Raw genomic sequence first — 21196 nt, 5'->3', positions numbered from 1 at the left:
CGCAACACCTTTTTCCCCCACACCTTTTCTCAGCGGGCCGAAGGCCCCCCTTCCTCTTTTGGAATTACTCAGCCGCTACGGTCTGATTTGATTTCCACGCGTCAACCATCCGCTGCGCCTCTCCAAAACCGTGCTGATCCGTCCATTGGCTCAACAGCCTGAGTTCTTCCCGGCGGGTTGCGTCACCCACCTGTAAAGCTCCACGGCGACCAGCCGTGCCCTTAATCCCTCTGTTCTTTTCTGTTCTTTCTGTTGGTTCCCCATTTTTTGGGGGGGGTTGGCCTATTTTTGGGGGGGGTTCTTCCTGATTTTGGGGGGGGTTAATCACTGCGACCTGTGTTTTTTCCCCCGCGTTTTTTGGGGGGGGTGCATATGCTGGCAAACCAAAGCCCCAAACCACTGCCCTACCATTCCCGCCGTTTGCGTATGCAATCGGCGCGATGATCCCATTTTCCTTTAGCCATTTGAGCGACAGCCTAAGCGTTTCCTTAGTGATGCAAGCCCGTTCCATTAGCTTTTTATTGCCGGGTCGAGCTTGCCCACTCTTGGCGTTGCAGAACCCCAAAAGGGCGTTAAGGGTATTCAATTTTGAGTTTTTGGCCCCGCGTTGCCGCGCCATGACTAAAACTGCTTCTCTGTAAACGGGTCCAAAGGGGTACTTATTGGTCATTCTTAGAACTCCCGAGCGGCACCATATATTGTGCCGTTTCCCCAATGTTCTCCATTCATTCTAAGCGTTGATAAATACTTTGCCTAGATCGTTGCAACCTACTGGCGACTTCCGCCTTGGAAATGCCCGTATCTATCCACAGCCTTATCAACCGATCTTCTGTTTCGGTAAAGAATTTTGCTCGTGCCACTTTGTTCGCCCTCTTGGCACAAGGGGCATTGCCTTATTTACAGTAGATCACTAGATATAGGGCAAGCGGCTCTTGCCGCGCCCTCCCCCCGAAAGTTGATTTTTAGCAAAACCATGCCCTCGGGGGGAGGGCCGTAGCCCGAAATTTGCCTTACTTTTCAAGGATTTACATACTGCTGATTATAGGAGTTGTGATGCCTGGACTGGGGCACCACAGTACGCGTTCCCTACGCTTCAAGTCTTGCGTAATACGGTGTTCAACGCCACAAGGCAGATATGACACAAGAAACTCAAATCCTTTGCGTTGGCTCAGTCCTGTGGGACATTATCGGACGGTCCGCCAGCCATATGCGCTCCGGCTCAGATGTTCCGGGGCGGATCATTCGTAATCCGGGTGGCGTTGCGATGAACATCGCGATGGCCCTGTCACGTTTTGGCCTGAAACCCGATCTGTTATCTGCAGTTGGACAAGATGCTGAAGGCAATGAGCTGGTGTCTGAATGTGCCCGCCGCGGTTTGGGGACCGATCATTTGTATCGCTCGGCGGACCTTCCGACCGACCGATATATGGCCATCGAGGCGGCAAATGGATTGATCGCCGCGATTGCGGATGCCCATTCTTTGGAAGCTGCAGGCGATAAGATTCTGAATCCATTGATCTTTGGACCATTGGGAAGCGACGTATCGCCGTTTGAAGGACTGATTGCGTTGGATGGGAACTTAACTGCGTCACTACTTGAGGAAATCGCTGTAAGCCCTTCATTTACAATGGCAGATTTGCGTGTCGCCCCAGCAAGCCCGGGTAAGGCTGAACGTTTGTCTCCTTTTGTCAAATCAGGACGTGGCACGCTTTATGTTAATCTCGAAGAAGCCGGATTGTTGTGCCAAGCCAGCTTTGACAATGCATCCGATGCTGCCACACGACTGCTTGAGCGCGGTGCGCAGCGGGTCTTGGTGACCAATGGCGGCGAAAGCTGTTGCGATGCAACGCGTGACGGTTTGGTAACCGAATGTCCACCTGAGGTGTTGGTGACGCGCGTCACTGGCGCAGGTGATACCTTTATGGCGGCGCATATCGCCGCTGAATGTGACGGTGCTGATCGTTCAGAGGCGCTCAGCCGCGCTCTGCACGCCGCCGCAGCCTATGTGTCTGGAGACGTAGCAATATGACCATCGTAGTCCCCTCGCCCGCTGTCCAAGCTGCGCTTGATGCTGGAAAACCCGTTGTCGCATTGGAAAGCACGATTATCACCCATGGCATGCCGTGGCCGCAAAACCTTGAAGTTGCACGGAAAGTTGAAGAAACCGTGCGTTCTGCCGGAGCGGAACCGGCGACAATTGCGGTGATCAACGGGACATTGCATGTCGGCCTGACAGATGAGCAACTCCAAGAATTGGCACAGGCGCGCGGCGTCGCCAAGCTGAGCCGCGCTGATATGGCGGTGTGTATGGCCCAGGGCCGGACCGGCGCAACCACCGTGGCGGCGACGATGATTGCTGCCAAGCTGGCTGGGATCAGTGTTTTCGCCACCGGTGGGATTGGTGGGGTTCACAAGGGCGCTGAGAATAGTTTTGATATATCGGCGGATTTGCAAGAGTTGTCGCATACCGCTGTGACGGTTGTTGCCGCCGGTGCAAAGGCCATTCTAGATTTGCCTAAGACACTGGAAGTGCTTGAAACCCTTGGGGTTCCTGTCATCGCATTTGGTCAGGATCAGGTGCCTGCCTTCTGGTCAAGAGAAGCTGGTTTGCGCGCGCCATTGCGTATGGACCGCGCTCAGGATATTGCGAAATCGCATATCATGCGAGGCAAGCTGGGCCTGCCCGGTGGCCAGTTGGTGACCAATCCAATCCCCAAAGACGCAGAAATCCCGCGTGAAACCCTCGCGCCGATTATTGCGAAGGCGACGCAAGACGCTGAAAATCATGGTATTTCGGGTAAGGACGTGACGCCGTATTTGCTGCAACGGATCTTTGAATTGACAGATGGCTTGTCGCTTGAGGCTAACATCGCGCTGGTTCTCAACAACGCACGTCTAGCCGCTGAAATTGCCCAAGAAATGTGCAATTTTGACGCGTGATGTCATGCATTTGCGCTCTGCCCATTGTAGAGCGTCGGATCAACGACTAATTTCCCTTTAACCTCATCTCGAAATGTCGATCAATGACCACACCTTTTGACCACGATACCAAACGCCCGGGCTTCATAACCAGATTGCGGAACTCATTTCTGACCGGGATCATCGTGATCGCACCGGTCGGCTTGACGGTCTGGTTAATTTGGACCGTGGTCGGTTGGGTTGACAGTTTCGTTTGGCCGTTTGTGCCAGGCTCCTACCAGCCCGAAGCCGTGATCAATCGCTTGCTTGAGCTTGAGGGGGATGATCGGATTGAGGTGAACGTCCGCGGCTTAGGCGTTGTTATCTTTCTGGTTTTCACAGTTTTGGTCGGTTGGATCGCCAAAGGTTTGATTGGTCGATCAATGATCAATTTTGCCGAAACCGTGGTCGACCGGACCCCTATCGTGCGGTCAATCTATTCGGGGTTGAAGCAGCTGGCCGAAACCGTTTTCACTCAGACCGAACGCAGTTTCGAAAAAGCCTGCCTGATCCAGTACCCTCGCAAAGGCATCTGGGCGATCGGCTTTATTTCGACAACCGCGCGCGGCGAAGTTGTTGAAAAAACCGACGCAATGGGCGACCTGATCTCGGTGTTTGTGCCAACAACACCAAACCCAACCTCTGGATTTCTCTTGTTTTTCCCGGTCGAAGACGTGGTTGAGTTGGACATGTCGATAGAAGAAGCCGCAAAGCTGGTGATTTCCGCAGGCCTTGTCTATCCGAATGGCGAAAAGGCCAAAGAGGCGGTGGAGCGGCAGCTAAAGAAGGCCAGCTAACCTTAGCCAAACATCTCGCGCAAATCGGCGGTTTGACGTTTGCCCAAATCGCCTTTGTGCTGCTCCAAAAAGCCGCCACAGGCCCGCCGTCCGGCGTCTTTTAGCTGTGTCAAAACCGATGGAATTGGAATGGATTTGGTCGCGACCGACAGATCATTCATCAGATCATCATCAGCGATCATATGGACACGCATCGCCTTCATGGAACCGGATTGCAATGCACCTTGCTCCAACAGGCGTTGAACAAATTCAATGGCTCTGAGTTCGCGTAGAAGCGATGAGTTGAAGCTGATTTCATTGATCCGGTTTTGGATTTCCGGCGGTGTTTTGGGGATCGCTTCGCGGTGCAATGGGTTGATATTCACCACAACAACATCGTTCGGTAACTCTTTGTCGAAGAACGGAAATAGCGGTGGGTTCCCGGTGTATCCGCCATCCCAGAATGCCTCAGTGACACCGGTTTCCGGGTCTTTGACTTCAACCGCCTGGAACAACGTTGGCAAACAGGCCGATGCCAAAATCGCCTGTGTGTTGATCTTGTCCCCTGTAAACACGCGGATTTTGCCGTTGCGGACTTGGGTTGCGCCGACGTAAAACCGCGGACCTTGATCGCCACAAATCGTATCAAAATCAAAGGCATCGACGATGCGCTCCAACGGGTTTCGATAGGCTGGCCCCCAGGCATAAGGCGACATCATGCGCCCCATGGTTTCACTCCAAACATAAGGAAGAGACGTTTCGACGGCTTTGGACACGCTGCCAGGATTGGGCAACCAAGGATGCATCCAATCAGGAGTGACCACATCACTGGCCCCAAGTTTTTCCCAAAGCCAATCGAGGTTTTCGCGCGCGCCGTCGCGCCCGCCTTTTCGAAGGCCAGATTTGAGGGCTGCACCATTTAATGCACCCGCAGAAGTCCCTGAAATGGCAGCAATTTCGATGCCGTCTTCTTCCAAGAGACGATCCAAAACACCCCAGGTAAATGCCCCATGTGCGCCGCCTCCTTGCAAGGCCAAATTAATTTTTACCATAATACGCCCTTTCACCACGCTGCCGGCTAATCCTAACGCTCTGTTTAGACAAAGGCCACAACGGGAATATGTCGTATGGGCAGGTTTTCAAGTGACGTAACGGAGTGCAACGTAAAGCTTTCCAAGGGCCTGCGTTGCGGGAATACCTGTGGACAAGCAACGTCTAGAAAGGTGTCTGTTATGACCGACTCTGTCATTTTGAAACGCGATGGCCATGTGGCCGAGGTCTGGCTGAACCGTCCAGAAAAACACAATGCCGTTGATCAGTCGATTTTCGAAGGCCTGGCCCAAATTGGTGAAGAGATTCGGACGGATAAGACCATTCGTGCCGTGGTTTTAACCGGTGAAGGCGATAATTTTTGCTCAGGTATTGATACCGGTTTTTTCACCGGGGCGTTGAACCCGGCAAAGCTGGTTGAGCAAATCCAAACCTTTCCCGAGGGCGAAATCGCCAACATGTTTCAAAAGCCGGGCTATGTTTGGCAGGAAGTCGGCGTGCCGGTTATTGCAGCGCTACAAGGCGTGGCCTATGGCGCTGGCACACAGATCGCGCTGGGGGCCGATATTCGTTTGGCAGCCCCAACCACACGCATGTCGGTGATGGAAATCAAATGGGGTCTGATCCCTGATATGAGCATCACTCAGACCTTGCCGCGTCTCGTGCGGATGGATGTCGCCAAAGAGCTGTTGTTCACTGGACGGATTGTTGAGGCCGAGGAATGCGCGGAAATTGGTCTGGTCACCCGTGTGGTGGAAAACCCTCTTGAGGAGGCTCGGGCCATGGCGACTCTGATCGCAGGCAAGAATCCCGATGCCATCCGCCGCGACAAGCAATTGTTGAACGAGACGTGGACTGGTGATGCCGCTGAAACCATGCGTTTAGAGGCCGAGCTTCAGGCGCAGATCATCGGACAACCCAACCAAATGGAAGCGGTTTTTGCCCAGTTCCAAAAGCGTGATCCGAGCTTCAAATAAGCGCGGCCAAAGGAGCGCTGCCAAACAACGGCAGCACAAAAGCGGATGCCCGGCTGTTATGCCGGGCACGCGTGGTTAGAGAGCGGTCCAGCCACCATCGACGCTTATGGTGGTGCCGGTAATCTGGGCGGCGGCGTCTGAGCACAAGAACACAGCTGTTCCACCCATCTGTTCGACCGTGGCGAATTCTTTGGATGGCTGGCGGGTCAGCATGACGTTCTTGACCACTTCTTCGCGGGTCATGTTGTATTCTTTCATCGTGTCGGGGATTTGTGCCTCGACCAAGGGGGTCAGCACATAGCCGGGACAGATCGCATTGGCGGTGATCGGCTCCTGCGCGGTTTCGAGCGCAACAACTTTGGTCATGCCGACAACGCCGTGTTTCGCCGCGACATAGGCCGCCTTGTAGGGCGAGGCCGTAAGACCATGAGCAGAGGCGATGTTGACCACCCTGCCCCAGCCCGCTGCGCGCATCATTGGAAGCGCGGCTGCCATTGTGTGGTAGGCCGAGTTCATGTTGATCGCGATGATTGCATCCCATTTGTCCTGCGGGAATTCATCAATCGGCGCGACATGTTGGATACCGGCGTTGTTGATCAGGATATCGCAGCGGCCGGCCTTTTCGATCAGGGCACGGCAATCGGCGGCTTTGGACATGTCGGCTTGAATATAGCGGGCCGTGCGTTCGGTTTCTTTTGCGATCTCTGCGGCAATGGCATGGTCTTCGTCGCGATCGGTAAAGGAATTGATGACCACATCGGCACCAGCCTTGGCCATTTCCCAAGCGATTCCCAAACCGATTCCCGAATTTGATCCAGTGATTACGGCGGTCTTTCCCTGAAGCGGCATCGTGGATACTCCCCTAACTCGATGACTTTGCATGCGCAGCATATCATGCTGCATTGCCCATAAATGCAAGGGCATCCAGCGCCGCATGGCCTAAGTTTGGAAAAGCAATCAGGCAGAAAAAAACCCCGGCGCGAAGCCGGGGTTAAGTCATTGAGGCAGGTTTCATACAGGCAAGAAACCTATCGAGCAGTGACCTTGTTATAAGCGTTAACCTGCCCGAGTCCAAGCTAAAAGTTTGAAAAGGCGTAAAAGCACCGGTAGGCTGAGCGTCAATAAAACAAGGGTTAACAGGGATTGTTGCCAAAATGAGCTTAAACTTTTTCCGAAATGCAGGCCGCACTGTCGGTGCGATTTCTCTGATTCTATCCAGTGGCTTAGCCTGGGCAGAGCCCCAACATGGCATAGCTATGTATGGGGAACCCGCCCTTCCACCGGATTTTGTGTCTTTGCCCTATGTGAACATGGATGCGCCTAAAGGCGGTATTATCGCCGCCGGTGAGGTTGGCAGTTTCGATAGCCTTAACCCTTATATCCAAAAAGGCCGGGTGCCTTGGCAATTGCGTTTTATGGGCTCTGAAAGTCTGATGGGGCGCAATTGGGACGAACCGTTCTCGCTTTACGGACTTTTGGCCGAATCGATTGAGGTTGGACCGAATCGCGAATGGGCCGAATTTACTTTGCGCGACGGTGCCACGTTTTCAGACGGCAGCCCGGTGACCATCGACGATGTCATGTGGAGTTATGAGACGCTCGGAACCCAAGGGCATGGTCGCTACCGCGGGCTTTGGGGTAAAATCGAAAAGATGGAGAAGACCGGGCCCAACAAGGTCAAGTTCACTTTCAACGTCCAAGATCGCGAATTGGCGCTTATCGTCGGAATGCGTCCGATCCTGAAAAAGGCACAATGGGACGGGACAGATTTTGAACAATCGCGAATGGATCTTATTCCGATAACCTCAGCACCCTATGTGATCGACACCTACGAAGCCGGGCGGTTTGTGTCGCTCAAACGTAACCCCGACTATTGGGGCAAGGATTTGCCCTTTCGCCGTGGGACCATGAATTTCGACGAGATTCGGATGGAATTCTTTGGTGATGAAACCGCGATGTTTGAGGCCTTTAAGGCCGGTGTTTTGAACACCAACCGCGAATTCAACGTCGAGAAATGGGATCGGCAATACGGTTTCCCCGCGATCAGTGCCGGTGAAGTGGTCAAGTCCGAAGTGCCCCATGCGCGCCCATCCGGGATCACCGGTTTGGGGATGAACACCCGTCGTGATGTCTTTGCCGATTGGCGCGTGCGCGATGCGATGACCCATGTGTTTAACTTCGAGTACATCAATGAAATCCTGACAGGGTCCAAACAATCCCGCATCACCTCTTATTTCTCCAACTCGGTTTTGGGGATGCAAGACGGCCCTGCCACCGGCAAGGTCAAAGAGCTGTTGGCCCCGTTCGAAGCCGAATTATTGCCCGGCGCACTGGACGGTTATGCCCTGCCCGTCTCGGATGGCTCTGAGCGCAATCGCAAGAACCTGCGCAAGGCTTTGGCCCTGATGGAAGAGGCCGGTTACACCGTTCAGGATGGGGTGATGAAAGATGCGGATGGGAAGCCGTTCACCTTTGAAATCCTTATCCGCAAAGGCAATTCCGAGCATGACACCATAACCGACACGTTTGAACAGGCGCTGACCCGGATGGGGATTTCAATCGAGATCAACGCGATTGATTCCGCGCAGTACAAAGAGCGCACGCAGGAATACGATTTTGACATGACGTTCTATCGGCGTGGGCTGTCGCTTAGCCCTGGCAACGAACAGTATAACTACTGGGGGTCTGCTGGCGTTGAAAACCACGGTACGCGCAACTGGATGGGAATCAATTCGCCTGCTGCAGATGCGATGATCGACTCAATCCTGACGTCCAAAACCCGAGATGATTTCATCGCCTCGACCCGCGCACTTGATCGGGTTCTGACCACAGGGCGTTATGTCATTCCGTTCTACACCTTCACCAACGGCCGTTTGGCGCATGCCAAGGAATTGCAGTTCCCGGAACGTATTCCTGTTTATGGTGACTGGATCACCTGGCAGTCCGATGTCTGGTGGTGGGAAGACAAATAACCCTGGTTACATCAGGTGAAACCAATGACGGCGGGGGGATCCCCGCCGTTTTTGCATCTGCATATGCGACCTTTCGGCTAAAGACCCAGGGCCGCGACCGCCTTATCCTGTTCATATGTTCAAGAAAGACGAATGCGTTATGACCAACAGCCCACACACCGCTTTGGCAGCCGGTACCAGTTCTGCTTTGGTCGTTGATGACCATCCCTTGTTTTGCGATGCCTTGACGCTGACCCTGCAGTCGATTGCGGATTTTGAGGAGATCCGCACCGCCGGCACGCTGGAAAAAGCGCTAGAGATCGTCGGGCAGGATGCCAAGATCGGCCTGATCATCCTTGATCTGAATCTGCCCGATGTGAATGGTCTGGATGGTCTTGTGCGCCTGCGCAATGCAGCCCCCGAGGCGATTATTATCATCGCGTCGTCCATGGCGGACAATCGGATGATAAGCCACGCGCTCAAGGCCGGTGCCAATGGGTTTGTACCCAAACATTCACAACGGTCGGTTTTCCGGCGGGCGTTCGAAGCCGTGTCGACGGGACAAAGCTTTGTTCCCGATGGGTATATCGATCCGCAAGGCGGCCAGGACAACGCGCCAGAAGACGCCCTGACACGGCTTGGATCGCTGACCAATCAACAGGCGCGCATCTTGCATCTGATCTGCGAAGGCAAACTGAACAAGCAAATCGCGTATGATTTGTCGATCGCAGAAACCACAGTCAAAGCGCATGTTACAGCGATCATGCGCAAACTGGGCGTACATTCACGAACACAGGCGGTTTTGGTCGCCCAAGAGGCGCGGTTTTCCCGGGTCTTGCCAAACGAGGGGTAAGCCCCCTATCCTCTGTGACCTGATCTGAGGAAAGAAGAAGAGTGGACGGAGCGACACACAGCTCCGCTCGGGAGGAGTTAACCAGATCGCCAGCCTTGCGCACCGCGCAGGTTGCTGCAGATGCCCCCAACCCAGCGACATCCTTGCGGGATCAGTTGGGCGATGGGCCGTTTTCGATGGTTTGTTTGTTCGCCTCTCCCGACGCGGATTTTGAAGCCCTGACCGGGGCGATACAGGGCCTGTTTGAGGGCGCCGAAGTCTTGTCTTGTACAACGGCGGGTGAGCTTGGTCAGGATGGCTATGAAGATGGTCAAATCATCGCCGTCGGATTTCCAGCCGAAAACTTTGCGACTTCAATCTATGTCATTGATGACATTAGCAATATGGATGAGCAAAACATCGTTGATACGCTCATTCAACGGCGTCTTGATCTCAATCATCGGGCCAATACAATGGGTTCTGAGTTTGCGTTTCTGATGGTGGATGGACTGTCGCTTTGCGAAGAAAAACTCACCAGCGTTCTGGCTTCTGGATTGGGTTCAATGCCTTTGTTTGGCGGCTCGTCTGGCGACGGAACTGAGTTTGGACAGACCTGGCTGGCCTATAACGGGGTTATTCGCCAGGACGCCGCCGTGGTCGCTTTGGTTCGAAGCCATTGCCCGGTTAGGGTTTTTAGTCTTGACCATTTGGTTCCAACAAATACCCGCATGGTTGTCACGGGGGCCGATCCAGCCAATCGGCTGGTTCATGAAATCAACGCAGAACCGGCCGCCAAAGAATATGCCCGCCTGACCGGAAAAGACCCGTTTCAGCTGTCGGCCTTTACCTTTGCTGCCTATCCGGTGGTGGTCCGCCTTGGTGACACTCACCATGTTCGCGCCATCCAAAGAGTAAATGAAAACGGTGACTTGGTGTTCTTTTCTGCTGTGAATGAAGGCATGGTTCTGACCCTCGCCAATCATCAGGATATGGCGGGACACTTGGAACAGGGATTGTCGAAATTTGCCGTCGATGGCCCGCCCGATCATATCCTTGGCTGCGACTGTCTGTTGCGCCGGGTTGAGGCGGAACAAAAACAAAAAACGCATGAAATTTCCGGCATTCTAAAGCGTCACAACGTTGTTGGCTTCTCAACATACGGTGAGCAAATCGGCGGCTTGCATGTGAACCAAACCTTGACCGGAGTTGCGATTTACCCACCAACCCCGAGAGACCCTGAATAAACAATCCTAGGCATAGTCCCATGGAATAGACCCTGAGAAAAGCAGCTGATACGCCCATGTCCCTGATAGACCCAGACGACAGTCTTGAACGCCAAAACGAAAAGCTGTTGAAAATCGCCGACGCTTTGATGATGCGGGTGGAATATGGCAGCGAGCAATCCAGTGCGGCCTATGCGCAGTTTGAACGCGCGGCCCTGCTTGAAAAACGGGTGCGAGAACGGACACTGGAACTTGAGCAGACGCTGGACCTTTTGCACCAATCCAATGCCCAATTGGCGCAGGCCAATGAGGAAACCGAAGCAGCCCGGCGCAATTTGGCAGACGCGATTGAAACCGTATCGGAAGGGTTTGCGCTGTTTGATCCCAATGATATTCTGGTTATGTGCAACTCTAGGTTCTGTCGAGATTTCAAGGGTATATCTCCCGTTCTTCACCCAGGTTTGCCGTTTCAAGACTATGTACAAAACATCAGCGGATCTGCCTTTCTTGCGCTCCCCAAGGGCATAACTGCGGCGAATTGGGCGGAACAACGTATTCGGCGCCACGAAGACCGCCATGTGATGTTCAACGTGCGGCTGGTGAAAGACCGCTGGCTGCAGGTATCGGAGCATCGCACCGCAAATGGCGGCACTGTTGTGCTGCAAACCGATGTGACCGATCTGATCCGGCTGGAGCGTCAGGAACGGGATCGCCTAAAGGACAAACAAACCCGCGTTATTCGGGCGACGTTGGACCATTTGAACCAAGGGGTTTGCGTCTTTGATGAGAACGCGCGTCTGGTGGGATGGAACCGCAAAATCGGCGCGTTGCTGGCCCTGCCTGCCCGCCGATTGCAATTGGGGGTGTCTTTCTCGGGTTTGTTGGAGCAGTTGGACGAAAAGATCGTTTTCACCCGTGGATTGGGCCCAGATGGGTTTCAAAAATGGGCCTATTCAGATGGGCCGCGTGGGCCGATCAGTTTTGAGATCAAGCGCGGCGCGGGCATGACCCTGCAAATCTTTGGTCGCGGGATGCCAGACCGTGGGTTTGTTATTTCGGTGACCGATGTCACTGCCGAACGCGAAGCGGCGCAAAAACTTGCCGAAATCAACGAGATATTGGAGCAGCGTGTTGTTGAGCGGACGATGGAGCTTGAAGATGCTTTGGCCGCGGCCGAACGTGCCAATGCGTCCAAATCCCGTTTTGTTGCAGCGGCCAGTCATGATCTTTTGCAACCTTTGTCAGCGGCAAAGCTGTTCATTTCGTCGCTGGCCGATGGCAATAAGGATGCGCATGAACAAGCCGTTTTGGGCAAAGCCGAAGCCGCATTGGGCAGTGCCGGGCAGATCATCGACGCGCTTCTTGATATTTCGAAACTGGACTCAGACGAAGGTATCACCTTTGACGTCCGCTCGGTTGCCCTGCGCGATATTTTGGGGAGCTTACGGGACGAAATGGAGGTTTTGGCCGCGGAAAACGGCTTGGAATTGCGTTATGTGCCTTCGGATTTGATGGTGGAAACCGATCCGGCCTATTTGCGGCGCATTGTTCAGAACCTAATTTCTAACGCTGTGCGCTATACACAAACTGGTCGGGTTTTGATGGGGGTACGCCGGGTTGGCGGCTCTGCTCGCATCGAAGTTTGGGATACCGGGCCGGGTATCAGCGACGACGATCAGCTCACTATTTTTGAAGAGTTTCGGCGCCTTGACCCCAATGCCAGCGCCAATGAAGGCCTTGGCCTTGGATTGGCGATTGTGGAACGTGCCTGTGCGCGGCTTGGCCATGCGTTGGACCTTCGGTCGCAACCGGGGCGTGGCAGCTGTTTTATGGTGACTGTCCCGATCGCGGGGCGCGCGGATCGCAAGAAAACGACGGCGCGTCGGATTGCGGCTCCGGTTGGTCTCGCCCAGGCGGGGCTCATCGTTTTGCTTGTCGAGAACGAAACCCAGTTGCGCCGAGCATTGTCGGTGATGCTTGAGGCATGGGGGGTGCATGTGATCGAAGCGGATGACGCCGATTCCGCGCTGTCATTGCTCGAAGATATTGAGATTGCGCCAGATGTTTTGTTGGTGGATTACCAATTGGGGCCCGGCAAGTCGGGCCTTGATCTTTATGCGGCGATCAGGGCGCGTCTGGGCACCCTGCCCTGCGCTGTGATTTCCGCAGATCGCACCCCGGATTTGCAGGATGCCTGTCAAACACATGCGATCGAGCTGCTGCCAAAGCCGCTCGACCGTCATAAACTTGGTGCGTTTTTGGATTCCGTTGCGACCGGATCCAGCTAACGGCTTACATCATGCCACGGCATCCTTTGGGCGGCATGGGGAAGCCAAGTCGCTGTGGGTTAACGATCAGAATCCAGCGCGGCGGATGGCCGGGTGCTTGCGTGCGCAGATAGGTGCAGCCCTTGGCGGTTGTCATCGTATCGCCGCGCGGTGTCATGATACCCTGGGTCGAAATGAACGGAGCGGCCTGCGCCAGAACTTCACCCTTTGGTGCGTGGTCAGGAACAGTGGCAAGGCCCAGTGTGGCCAGCGTAACGAATGCGGTAATGCCCATGTTGAAGGTCTCCCTTAGACTTAAAATCCGGTGCCGCGCCCTTGGCCCGACTGATGACCTAGTTCTGCCGGGCAAGCAGAACATCCGCATGGTTTGAATGCGGCCAAAAAGCGGCGAAACCGTCGGATTTTATTTGAATGTTGTCGGAAGCCGAAATTAGAAGCCGATCACAATATCGGCCCGCAAACCGCCCAAATCCACGCTATCGCCAAGGCGTAAAACACCACCATGCGCGCGGGCGATGTCTGCAGCAATCGCAAGCCCCAATCCAACACCAGAACCGCGGTCCTGATTGCGCGACGGATCAAGCCGCACAAAGGGCCGCATGGCGCGATCACGTTGATCAACAGGTATGCCCGGTCCGTCGTCCTCGACTCTGATCCGCAGGGCCTTGGCCGATAGGAACACCGACACCTGACAGGCGCTTGCATAGCGCCCAGCATTAGCCACCAGATTTTCAACCGCTCGCCGCAAGGAGCCGGGCCGCAACGACACGTCACCCTCGCCGTCCATTTCGGCGATTTCGATCTGTTGCCCAGACCGCCGTGCGTCCTCAACAATGCTGCCGACAAGTTCAAAGGGATCAACCAGTTCGGTGTCGGCATCCTGTGCATCACCGCGCGCAAAATCCAAAAACGCATCGATCAGACGCTGCATCTCCTCGACGTCTTGCTCAAGCGGTTCGCGATCCTCTTGATCCAAGAGAGACAAGCCCAGTCGCAGGCGCGTGATCGGCGTGCGCAAATCATGACTTACCCCTGACAACATCATGGTGCGTTGTTCGATATGTCTCTCGATGCGTGATCTCATGTTTAGGAACGCACTGCCTGCGGCCCGGACCTCGACGGCCCCCGAGGGCGTATAGGGCTCATGTCGACCACGGCCAAAAGCTTCAGCTGCAGAGGCCAGCCGGGTGATCGGGCGCAGCTGATTGCGCAAGTACAAGAAGGCGATCAATGTCATCAGAACGCCGAAAAACACCATATTTACCAAGAGCTGATGCGGATTGGTCGCCGAAACGCGGCCTCGGCGCATTTCAACAAGATATACGAGGTCCCCGCGCTCAATATAGAGCTGGACTTGCCCATCATCCAGCAAAGCAACCCGCTCTAGACCGTCAATATGTTGATTAAGCTCTCGGATCACAACAACACCAGTGAAATCATACCAGAGACGAATGTCGGCAGCCGGGATCTGGCTTGGCGGTATGGTTGAAATTTCAAGATCCAGCTGGTCGAGCACGTCGCCTTGGCTGTCGGCCAAATTGAGCGCCAGATTGGTTGCCCGCGCCAATTCGCGGCTCATTTGTTGGGTGACCCCGTCAAAATGCCGCTGAATAAAAATAACCGAGACCAGCAATTGCAAAGTCACAACCGGAAGAACCAGTATCAAGGCAGCCCGGCCATATAGGCTTCGCGGCATATAGTGTTTGAGCCATTTGAACGACATGCGTTAAACCTAGCCAAAGCCGCGTGGCGCTACCATCGCGAAAAGGACATTTGATGCAAGATCCCCAACCCGATTTTCAACCTGTTGCCGGAATCGTCGAAGAATTGGCACCGGGATTGCGCCGGATTTTGGCTCCAAATCCGTCGCCGATGACTTTTCGGGGAACAAATACCTATTTAATTGGCACAACCGAACTGGCGGTCATTGATCCGGGGCCATCGTCACAACAGCATCATGATGCGATTCTGGCTGCGCTGCATCCGACCCAACGCATCAGCCATATCTTTGTTACGCATGCCCATCTCGATCATTCTCCGCTGGCGCGACAGCTTGCAACAACCTGCGGCGCACCAGTCTTGGGTTTTGGTCGCGCCGAGGACGGTAGAAGCCCAACGATGGTTCGGCTTGCCGACTCTGGCTGTGTTGGCGGAGGTGAAGGTGTTGATGACGCCTTTGAGCCAGATATACGCCTGAAAGACGGGGCCAGCGTTGTGGGTGCCGGTTGGCGCCTCACAGCGCTCCATACACCGGGACATATGGCAAACCATCTGTGTTTTGTCTGGGGCGATGTTTTGTTTTCGGGGGACTTGGTTATGGGCTGGGCCAGTTCGCTTGTCTCGCCCCCAGATGGCGATCTGGGAGGGTTTATGGCATCGCTGCGCCGGTTGGCTGACAGGGAGTGGCAGCTATTCTATCCCGGTCATGGTGCCCCGGTTGAATGCCCCAATGATCGCGTCCAAGGCCTGTTGGCGCACCGCTTGGCGCGGGAAAGCTCTATTCTTGAAGCACTGGCTTTGGGGCCTGCCAACGCTGAGGCCTTGGCCAAGCTGATTTACACGGACACGCCCAAGGCCCTTCTACCGGCAGCAGCCCGCAATGTATTGGCGCACCTTATTGATCTCATGGACAAATCTATGATCGAACCGGTGTCAGACCTGTCGCAAACAGCTGTGTTTCGTCGAATTTAGGCCGCGTTGAAAAAAAATTGCATTTTGTACGAAAACCCTCTGGACGCCCGAATTCACCATAGCTATACACCCCACATATTCCGGCGTAGCTCAGCGGTAGAGCAGTTGACTGTTAATCAATTGGCCGTAGGTTCGATCCCTACCGCCGGAGCCAAAGAATTCAAGGACTTAGCGCTCATCCGCTAAGTCCTTTTTCTTTCTGAGCACAGAATAAGTACAGAAAACACTGTCTGGATCGGTGTTTTCAGGCAATCGAAATCAAGCCAGTATTCAGTTCGCGGCCTCAAAACGCTTCTGGACCCACGCCGACACCCTGGATGAAAGTTCATCGGCAGGAGACACATGTACCAATTCCTGTATGCCAAATTCTTCCACAAGCCTGTTCAAGCTCATCATGAACTCGGCCTCCAGAACATCGTTCACCACTCTTGCTTCGTCGAAATCGACATTGCCGAATGATCCATCAACAATGAAGATTGCGTCGAATGATCGAAGATAGGACCGACAAAACTCCTTCGCTGAGGAGAACAGTTCTCCCAGTTCAGACGATGCAAGGTTACGACACTCACCGTAAGCCAAGTAGTCAAGCATCGTCCTGTCACACACAACATGCGTAGAATTCTGTGATGCACGCAGCTCAAGCACCAACTGCAAGCCAATTATCTCAAGATGCATATCTACGCCAAGGTCCCCAGCAGCAAGTCTTCGGCTTGAGCGAGCCGCGCCTGTTACCAGAGAACAAGTACACAAAGAGCGCTTGATCTGCGCGACTATTTCATGTGCTGCTGTGGTCTTTCCGCTAGCATGATAACCTGAAAACCCAATCTTCATTTCCAAGAACCTTTCTCAAGCCGTGCAAACGCATCAAGTTCCAATATTGAACACTCCGGCGAGAGAAGCGCCAAGTACTCCCGCTTTGAGAAATCGGGTCCTTTAACTATTCTGACAAAAAGGTTTCGAGAGCAAAAAAGCGAAAGCTTGCTGAAGATGTCTATACTGTCTTGCGAAATAAAATTGAATGCAATCACTCCCCCTGGAGAAGTCAAAGCGTCGCAAATCGCCTCCACAAAAGCTTCGTTGAAGCCAAAGTGAAAGGAAAATGAGCCAAATATCAAATCAAAATGTCGCCTGTATTCAAATTGGCATAAACGTTCGAACGATGCGGTGTCATGAATAATTAGCCCATTTCGATGGGCTTCGGCGATGGCGTCGTCGTCAATCTCAACTCCGCGATATGATCCTTCTCGAGAAATTGGAACAATCGGGAATTTTCCGCCCCCAATTTCCAAAAAATTTCGTGGACGTAGTTCTTCTACAAGATAGAGGAACATTTCTCTGGACCCCGCTGCTCGTCCACTTCTCCCATCCTGATCTTCAATGCTTTCTCGATATCGGTTAATGACTTTGATCTGGTCCACAGTTAGTTCTGGCAAGCTACAGGGCAACAGAATTTTGTCCAAAAATATGTATGGCCCACTATCACCCTTCTCAGGGTCTCCTTCGAACATGTAGATCCCGTGGCCTAGTTCAATCCGATTGGGCGGTCCATCAATCATACTGTTCAACAATTTCTGGCGCCGCGCCGTGGAAGTAACGTATTGATGCTTTGGACTTTTCTTTGTAGGCAGCCGAAATTTCACTGCTTCGCGTGAACGTGTTAATGCGATCACACGCGGCGTCGACATCAACACACAGCTCGTCGCAAAGACCTTCAGCAAAAGGATGCGTCCAGTCTTGAATGTTCTGACCGGACAAATTGGTTAAGGTTGTCCTCTTATACTCGGATCTACTTCCGAGAACTCCAAAAGTAGGAATTTTCATTTGATCCGCAAACATCAGTTCAGCACCAACCCCGATGCCCTTCTTTTTTCTAAGGTCTACGAGGATCAAGTCACTGATAGACACCAAGTAGAGGTCACATCCAAAGTTTAATCGCGTATCATTTCTATCTATTTTCGTCATCGCCGGGTTTAGGATTTCGACACTTGCTTCTATCCCGTTCCTAACAACTTCAACGTCGAAATCAGTCCAAAAATGATCATCGGACCTAGAGTCCTCTTCGCCTTTCCTGATGCTTCCCGACAAATAGATCTTAATGAAAGGTAGTGACACTATCCGGCGATCCCCTGAAGTACTTCCAAAAACTTGTCAATCGCGGTGGCGGCCTTTCCACCAGCGTCAACGGTTCCGGCTAGTGTGATGAGTCTGTCCTTTAACGATATCGCACTTTCTTGGCTCGGTTCGTCCGCAAATTTGTTGATTTCTTCCGCCAGTCCCTCTCGCTCGTCCTTGCCAAGTTTAGCTTCCGCGACCTTCAATACTTCGGCAATTATGTCGGCCGAAATGCCGGAAGACGAAAAGTCTTGAACAATTTTGTCGGCCTTGATTTTTTGATTCCCCAAGGAAAGGTTTCCGACGTTTCCATAGACATTGACCATTGTAGTGTTACCTCCAGTTGAAAAAAGTTGTGGTTGATGTTCGCCAATTTCGGATTTCAGTTTGGTTGCGCTTTCATCCAAATCGATAAGACGGAGCTTGTTAAGAAGCGGCGTTCCGGACGCAGCGCCGAGAATGCGGTTTCTAAATGGCCCGTCATTTGCCTCCTCCTTATACTTGGACACCACCAAGGCCTCAAACCTATCCTCGCCTTCACTGTTGCGCGCCATGTGTTCGTAGAGGAGTTCCGAGATAGCGACATCTTCCTCATTTGTGAACCATTTGACAACTTCGCTCTGAGCCTGCTGAACCCGAACATCCCTCAAACCAAGGGCCAGGCCTTCCCGTGCCTCTCGTGAAGTATCCTGATAAAATGACTGCAAAAAGTCGGTCCTTTTGAGCAGTTCATCTGGGTCTTTGGCGTGCAGCCGGTATATCCAGCGGCGAACTCCGGATGGCTGCACAGCGTACTTCTCCTCCTCTAGGAAAAGGTCCTTTGCCGACCGATCCGGATGTTGCCACAACGACCAAACCGAATACTCGGCTACTTTCGGGTCAGGATGTGTGCTTAATTGCCTGACTATCTCTACATTTTCATACGTTACGTGAGCGACGTTCTCTGGTGCCTTTTGATAGCCTTCTGACAAGGAGAGCCACAAAAGCGCATGGTTTGAGTCACTCTCAATATCAATGAATTTGCTTCCTAAGCTGTCAAATCGCCTTTCACTGAACAGCCTTGCAGCAAGCTCATACTCTTTTTGGTAGTCGATTCCAGCGTCGTCACAAATCTTCTTAACATTGGTTTGGTTCGCGAGTTTGCCAATTGATGAGATTAACCACGCTCTATTCTCAAAATCGATCTCCGACCTAAGCGACTGGTAGAGTACATTCACGTTCGTAGCAGTGCCCAAACCGAGCAATGTGATTGCTTTGCTAGCCCATCGGCGCACCAAGACATCATCATTCCACAGTAAACCCAGAACTGTGCTACGAAATCTTGTCGGCTCTCTGATAACAACATTTTGCTCCAATAGCTCGCACAGCCGTTGAAGCGAAGATTTTACGGTCCGTGGTTGTCCCGTCAGTGAGAGTAAATAGACCAGTAAATCAGATTCTGCTTTCTCAAGAATTCTTGAGGGGCGCAAGCTTATGATGGAAATGCTGATAAGCCCTCTTGACTATTTGGACACAACATGGACCAAGAAAGTGGATCATAATTCGATAGATCGTTGGGCATATTGGAACTACTAAGCCATTTAAGTCCTGTGAAAGACAAGTTTGGTCGACCTGGGTCAAACTCTTCGGCACACTTGTAGTCAGCAACGACAAAAATAGCTTCATCTCCTAGATGCGTCTTTGAAATAACGCACATTCTGGGAACAATTTCACTTTCATAGCGAGCTCTCTCAGCTATTTCCAGCGGCATACCAGTTCCATCAGCCAAGATTGTAATGCCTGACTCCAACACACCGAAAAATGCGTCATATGTAATATCACGATGATCTTCCAAAACATACCCACCAAAACCAATGCTCCTCGGGCGTTTCAAGGGATCACTAGCGGAGCGGAGCCTTCCGATCATATAGGAGAGGACACTTCTTTCTCGATGTACCAGGACGAAGCTCAAAATTGGAAGAAAAACATCCTGTTTTGCAAGGCTCTCAACTTCAATATACTCAAGATCTTCTTCTCCAATGTTTTCACGAAAAACGTCGGCTTTCACCAACAACTTATCGTCGAATTTTCTTTTCCAATTATCCCTCGATACCGAAAGTACACTTCTGTTTTCTAGTTGCAGGCTTCGCCTTGGGGCCGGATATTCACACTTCATTTCCTCAGGAATTCGCGGGTCATTTAAGAACTCTCTGAGAAAGAACTTGCCAGCATCCGTCCTAAAGAACTGGCTCCTGCTTCTTCGATTAAGGATGTCTTCGCTTAATCTCGCCTGAAGTGTTTTGTGAGGTGTTCGCCCGTAAAGGTGCGGCGGCAACCCGTCCGCACGGATAGCCGTTTCAAGTATGTTTTTTGCCGAAAGAGGACGCCGCTCGACAAGCAGCACTCTCCGCGCCAAGTCTAAGTAGCTATCGGACACAATCCCTCACTTTCACGTCCTGACCTCTTGCGAAAAACTATAAACGGCACTTTCAGTTTGTGCTAATGGTTTTCCTGTCTGCCATTGGCGCGACTTGAGCCAGGTTCAAGTTCCACGTGTTTGCGCGTTGCTCACACTCACAAAGGTCCTTTCTTCCATATCAATGCGACACACCCTGACCAGTGCGATGAGCTCGACTCAACTGACAACACTAGATATAGCGTCTCATTTGAGTGTTGGACACAGCAAATAGTCGAGTGGTGTCACTCTAGACGCCGAGGAACTGAAGGTCGAGCGTTCCTTCAAGCAACAATTCCTACCATTTTTTAAGCACAGATGCAGCAACCTACGTTCCTTTCCGCCGCCTCCGTGAAGGGACGTCTAATCCCTTCTTTCTCATCACCGCCGCAACCGATGCCACACTACGCGCCGTTGTCTTGGCTTTGGGAAACTCGAGCACGACCCTATCAACGATGGCCGCGTAGTCCAGCGCCTCGTCCACCAGCAATTCCTCGACGATTCGTCCGATGGTCCTCCTCGGCTGCTTGGGTACCTGCTCGGCCTCTGGTTTCGATGCGGTGACATATTCGGCGGCCTCGGGCGTTGACTCGTCGGCATGACCGGCACCGAGGATGCCACACTCGACCACGACTGAGTTAGGATGTTGTCTGCGCTTCTTGTCGGCTAGATCAAAGCGACCGCAAAACCCAATGACCCCCCATCCCTTGTCGCTTTTAAGTAGGACGGCGTGGGTATAAGTCCGGTCGGTCTTGCGGGTGTATTCCGATCCATCCGGTGCAATTGCAACAAATATATTTTTGGTCAAGGCTGGCCTCCTCTTCATCTCTGATGGAGCCACCTTGTCGGAGACGCAGGCTCCTGCGAGCCGGCCAACCGCTCAAAAACTGCTTCAAGCGAAATA

At 52.9% G+C, this 21196-nt stretch carries 20 protein-coding genes and 1 tRNA gene; 10 read left to right on the top strand and 11 right to left on the bottom strand.

The genetic code is table 11. From position 1 onward, the window contains the following. Window positions 1-64: 64 nt before the first annotated feature. Complete coding sequence (locus ACRBB0_RS15150) at window positions 65-670, bottom strand: hypothetical protein (RefSeq protein ID WP_431375280.1); 606 nt, start codon at window positions 668-670, stop codon at window positions 65-67. Window positions 671-1135: 465 nt separating this feature from the next. On the opposite strand from ACRBB0_RS15150, the gene ACRBB0_RS15145 reads away from it, so the two are divergent. From ACRBB0_RS15145 to ACRBB0_RS15135, 3 genes are all read left to right on the top strand, one after another. Further along, window positions 1136-2029 carry a PfkB family carbohydrate kinase gene (locus ACRBB0_RS15145; RefSeq protein WP_431375279.1) on the top strand — a complete coding sequence of 298 codons (894 nt, stop codon included), beginning with the start codon at window positions 1136-1138 and terminating at the stop codon, window positions 2027-2029. Then, entirely contained in the window at window positions 2026-2940 is a 915-nt protein-coding gene (locus ACRBB0_RS15140; RefSeq protein ID WP_431375278.1) for a pseudouridine-5'-phosphate glycosidase, read from the top strand. Before ACRBB0_RS15145 ends, ACRBB0_RS15140 begins: the two co-directional genes overlap by 4 nt. A gap of 83 nt (window positions 2941-3023) precedes the next feature. Continuing rightward, window positions 3024-3755 (top strand): DUF502 domain-containing protein, encoded by a 732-nt coding sequence (locus ACRBB0_RS15135; RefSeq protein WP_431375277.1) that lies wholly within the window; start codon window positions 3024-3026, stop codon window positions 3753-3755. Window positions 3756-3757: 2 nt separating this feature from the next. On the opposite strand, the gene ACRBB0_RS15130 is transcribed toward ACRBB0_RS15135, so the two are convergent. Beyond that, window positions 3758-4786, bottom strand: coding sequence for a patatin-like phospholipase family protein (locus ACRBB0_RS15130; protein ID WP_431375276.1), 1029 nt, complete (start codon window positions 4784-4786; stop codon window positions 3758-3760). A gap of 180 nt (window positions 4787-4966) precedes the next feature. Between ACRBB0_RS15130 and ACRBB0_RS15125 the strand changes: the two genes are divergently transcribed. After that, window positions 4967-5761: a crotonase/enoyl-CoA hydratase family protein gene (locus ACRBB0_RS15125; RefSeq protein ID WP_431375275.1), complete on the top strand. Its 795-nt coding sequence runs from the start codon at window positions 4967-4969 to the stop codon at window positions 5759-5761. Window positions 5762-5836: 75 nt separating this feature from the next. Here the strand turns inward: ACRBB0_RS15125 and ACRBB0_RS15120 are convergent, their stop codons facing one another. After that, window positions 5837-6610 (bottom strand): 3-hydroxybutyrate dehydrogenase, encoded by a 774-nt coding sequence (locus ACRBB0_RS15120; RefSeq protein WP_431375274.1) that lies wholly within the window; start codon window positions 6608-6610, stop codon window positions 5837-5839. 305 nt (window positions 6611-6915) lie between these two features. Here ACRBB0_RS15120 and ACRBB0_RS15115 point away from each other — a divergent pair, with 305 nt between their 5' ends. The 4 genes from ACRBB0_RS15115 (at window position 6916) to ACRBB0_RS15100 (ending at window position 13055) form a co-directional block, all read left to right on the top strand. Next, on the top strand, window positions 6916-8733 hold the full coding sequence (locus tag ACRBB0_RS15115) for an extracellular solute-binding protein (RefSeq protein ID WP_431375273.1): 1818 nt from the start codon (window positions 6916-6918) through the stop codon (window positions 8731-8733). Between the two features lie 139 nt (window positions 8734-8872). Further along, a complete protein-coding gene (locus ACRBB0_RS15110; protein ID WP_431375272.1) occupies window positions 8873-9565 on the top strand; it encodes a response regulator in 693 nt (230 codons plus the stop codon). Window positions 9566-9606: 41 nt separating this feature from the next. Then, window positions 9607-10788: an FIST N-terminal domain-containing protein gene (locus ACRBB0_RS15105; protein ID WP_431375271.1), complete on the top strand. Its 1182-nt coding sequence runs from the start codon at window positions 9607-9609 to the stop codon at window positions 10786-10788. 56 nt (window positions 10789-10844) lie between these two features. Beyond that, complete coding sequence (locus ACRBB0_RS15100; protein WP_431375270.1) at window positions 10845-13055, top strand: PAS-domain containing protein; 2211 nt, start codon at window positions 10845-10847, stop codon at window positions 13053-13055. A 4-nt stretch (window positions 13056-13059) separates the two neighbouring features. Here the strand turns inward: ACRBB0_RS15100 and ACRBB0_RS15095 are convergent, their stop codons facing one another. Next, window positions 13060-13329, bottom strand: a complete 270-nt coding sequence (locus ACRBB0_RS15095) for a hypothetical protein (protein WP_431375269.1) — start codon at window positions 13327-13329, stop codon at window positions 13060-13062. Window positions 13330-13485: 156 nt separating this feature from the next. Next, window positions 13486-14778, bottom strand: a complete 1293-nt coding sequence (locus tag ACRBB0_RS15090; protein ID WP_431375268.1) for an ATP-binding protein — start codon at window positions 14776-14778, stop codon at window positions 13486-13488. Window positions 14779-14831: 53 nt separating this feature from the next. On the opposite strand from ACRBB0_RS15090, the gene ACRBB0_RS15085 reads away from it, so the two are divergent. Beyond that, entirely contained in the window at window positions 14832-15746 is a 915-nt protein-coding gene (locus ACRBB0_RS15085) for an MBL fold metallo-hydrolase (protein ID WP_431375267.1), read from the top strand. Between the two features lie 79 nt (window positions 15747-15825). Further along, a tRNA-Asn gene (locus tag ACRBB0_RS15080) sits at window positions 15826-15900 on the top strand. 116 nt (window positions 15901-16016) lie between these two features. On the opposite strand, the gene ACRBB0_RS15075 is transcribed toward ACRBB0_RS15080, so the two are convergent. From ACRBB0_RS15075 to ACRBB0_RS15050, 6 genes are all read right to left on the bottom strand, one after another. Continuing rightward, window positions 16017-16583, bottom strand: a complete 567-nt coding sequence (locus ACRBB0_RS15075; RefSeq protein ID WP_431375266.1) for a hypothetical protein — start codon at window positions 16581-16583, stop codon at window positions 16017-16019. Beyond that, a complete protein-coding gene (locus ACRBB0_RS15070) occupies window positions 16574-17254 on the bottom strand; it encodes a hypothetical protein (RefSeq protein WP_431375265.1) in 681 nt (226 codons plus the stop codon). Before ACRBB0_RS15070 ends, ACRBB0_RS15075 begins: the two co-directional genes overlap by 10 nt. A 40-nt stretch (window positions 17255-17294) precedes the next feature. Next, window positions 17295-17858, bottom strand: a complete 564-nt coding sequence (locus ACRBB0_RS15065; protein WP_431375264.1) for a hypothetical protein — start codon at window positions 17856-17858, stop codon at window positions 17295-17297. Further along, window positions 17858-19135: a hypothetical protein gene (locus ACRBB0_RS15060; protein WP_431375263.1), complete on the bottom strand. Its 1278-nt coding sequence runs from the start codon at window positions 19133-19135 to the stop codon at window positions 17858-17860. Before ACRBB0_RS15060 ends, ACRBB0_RS15065 begins: the two co-directional genes overlap by 1 nt. Before the next feature lie 194 nt (window positions 19136-19329). Further along, window positions 19330-20274: a winged helix-turn-helix domain-containing protein gene (locus ACRBB0_RS15055; RefSeq protein ID WP_431375262.1), complete on the bottom strand. Its 945-nt coding sequence runs from the start codon at window positions 20272-20274 to the stop codon at window positions 19330-19332. A 346-nt stretch (window positions 20275-20620) separates the two neighbouring features. Continuing rightward, window positions 20621-21100: a hypothetical protein gene (locus tag ACRBB0_RS15050; protein ID WP_431375261.1), complete on the bottom strand. Its 480-nt coding sequence runs from the start codon at window positions 21098-21100 to the stop codon at window positions 20621-20623. Window positions 21101-21196: the final 96 nt, after the last annotated feature.

It is taken from the genome of Pelagimonas sp. (genome assembly GCF_050633425.1).
In the GTDB taxonomy this organism is placed as follows: domain Bacteria; phylum Pseudomonadota; class Alphaproteobacteria; order Rhodobacterales; family Rhodobacteraceae; genus Pelagimonas.
This window is presented reverse-complemented; position numbering and strand designations above follow the sequence as displayed.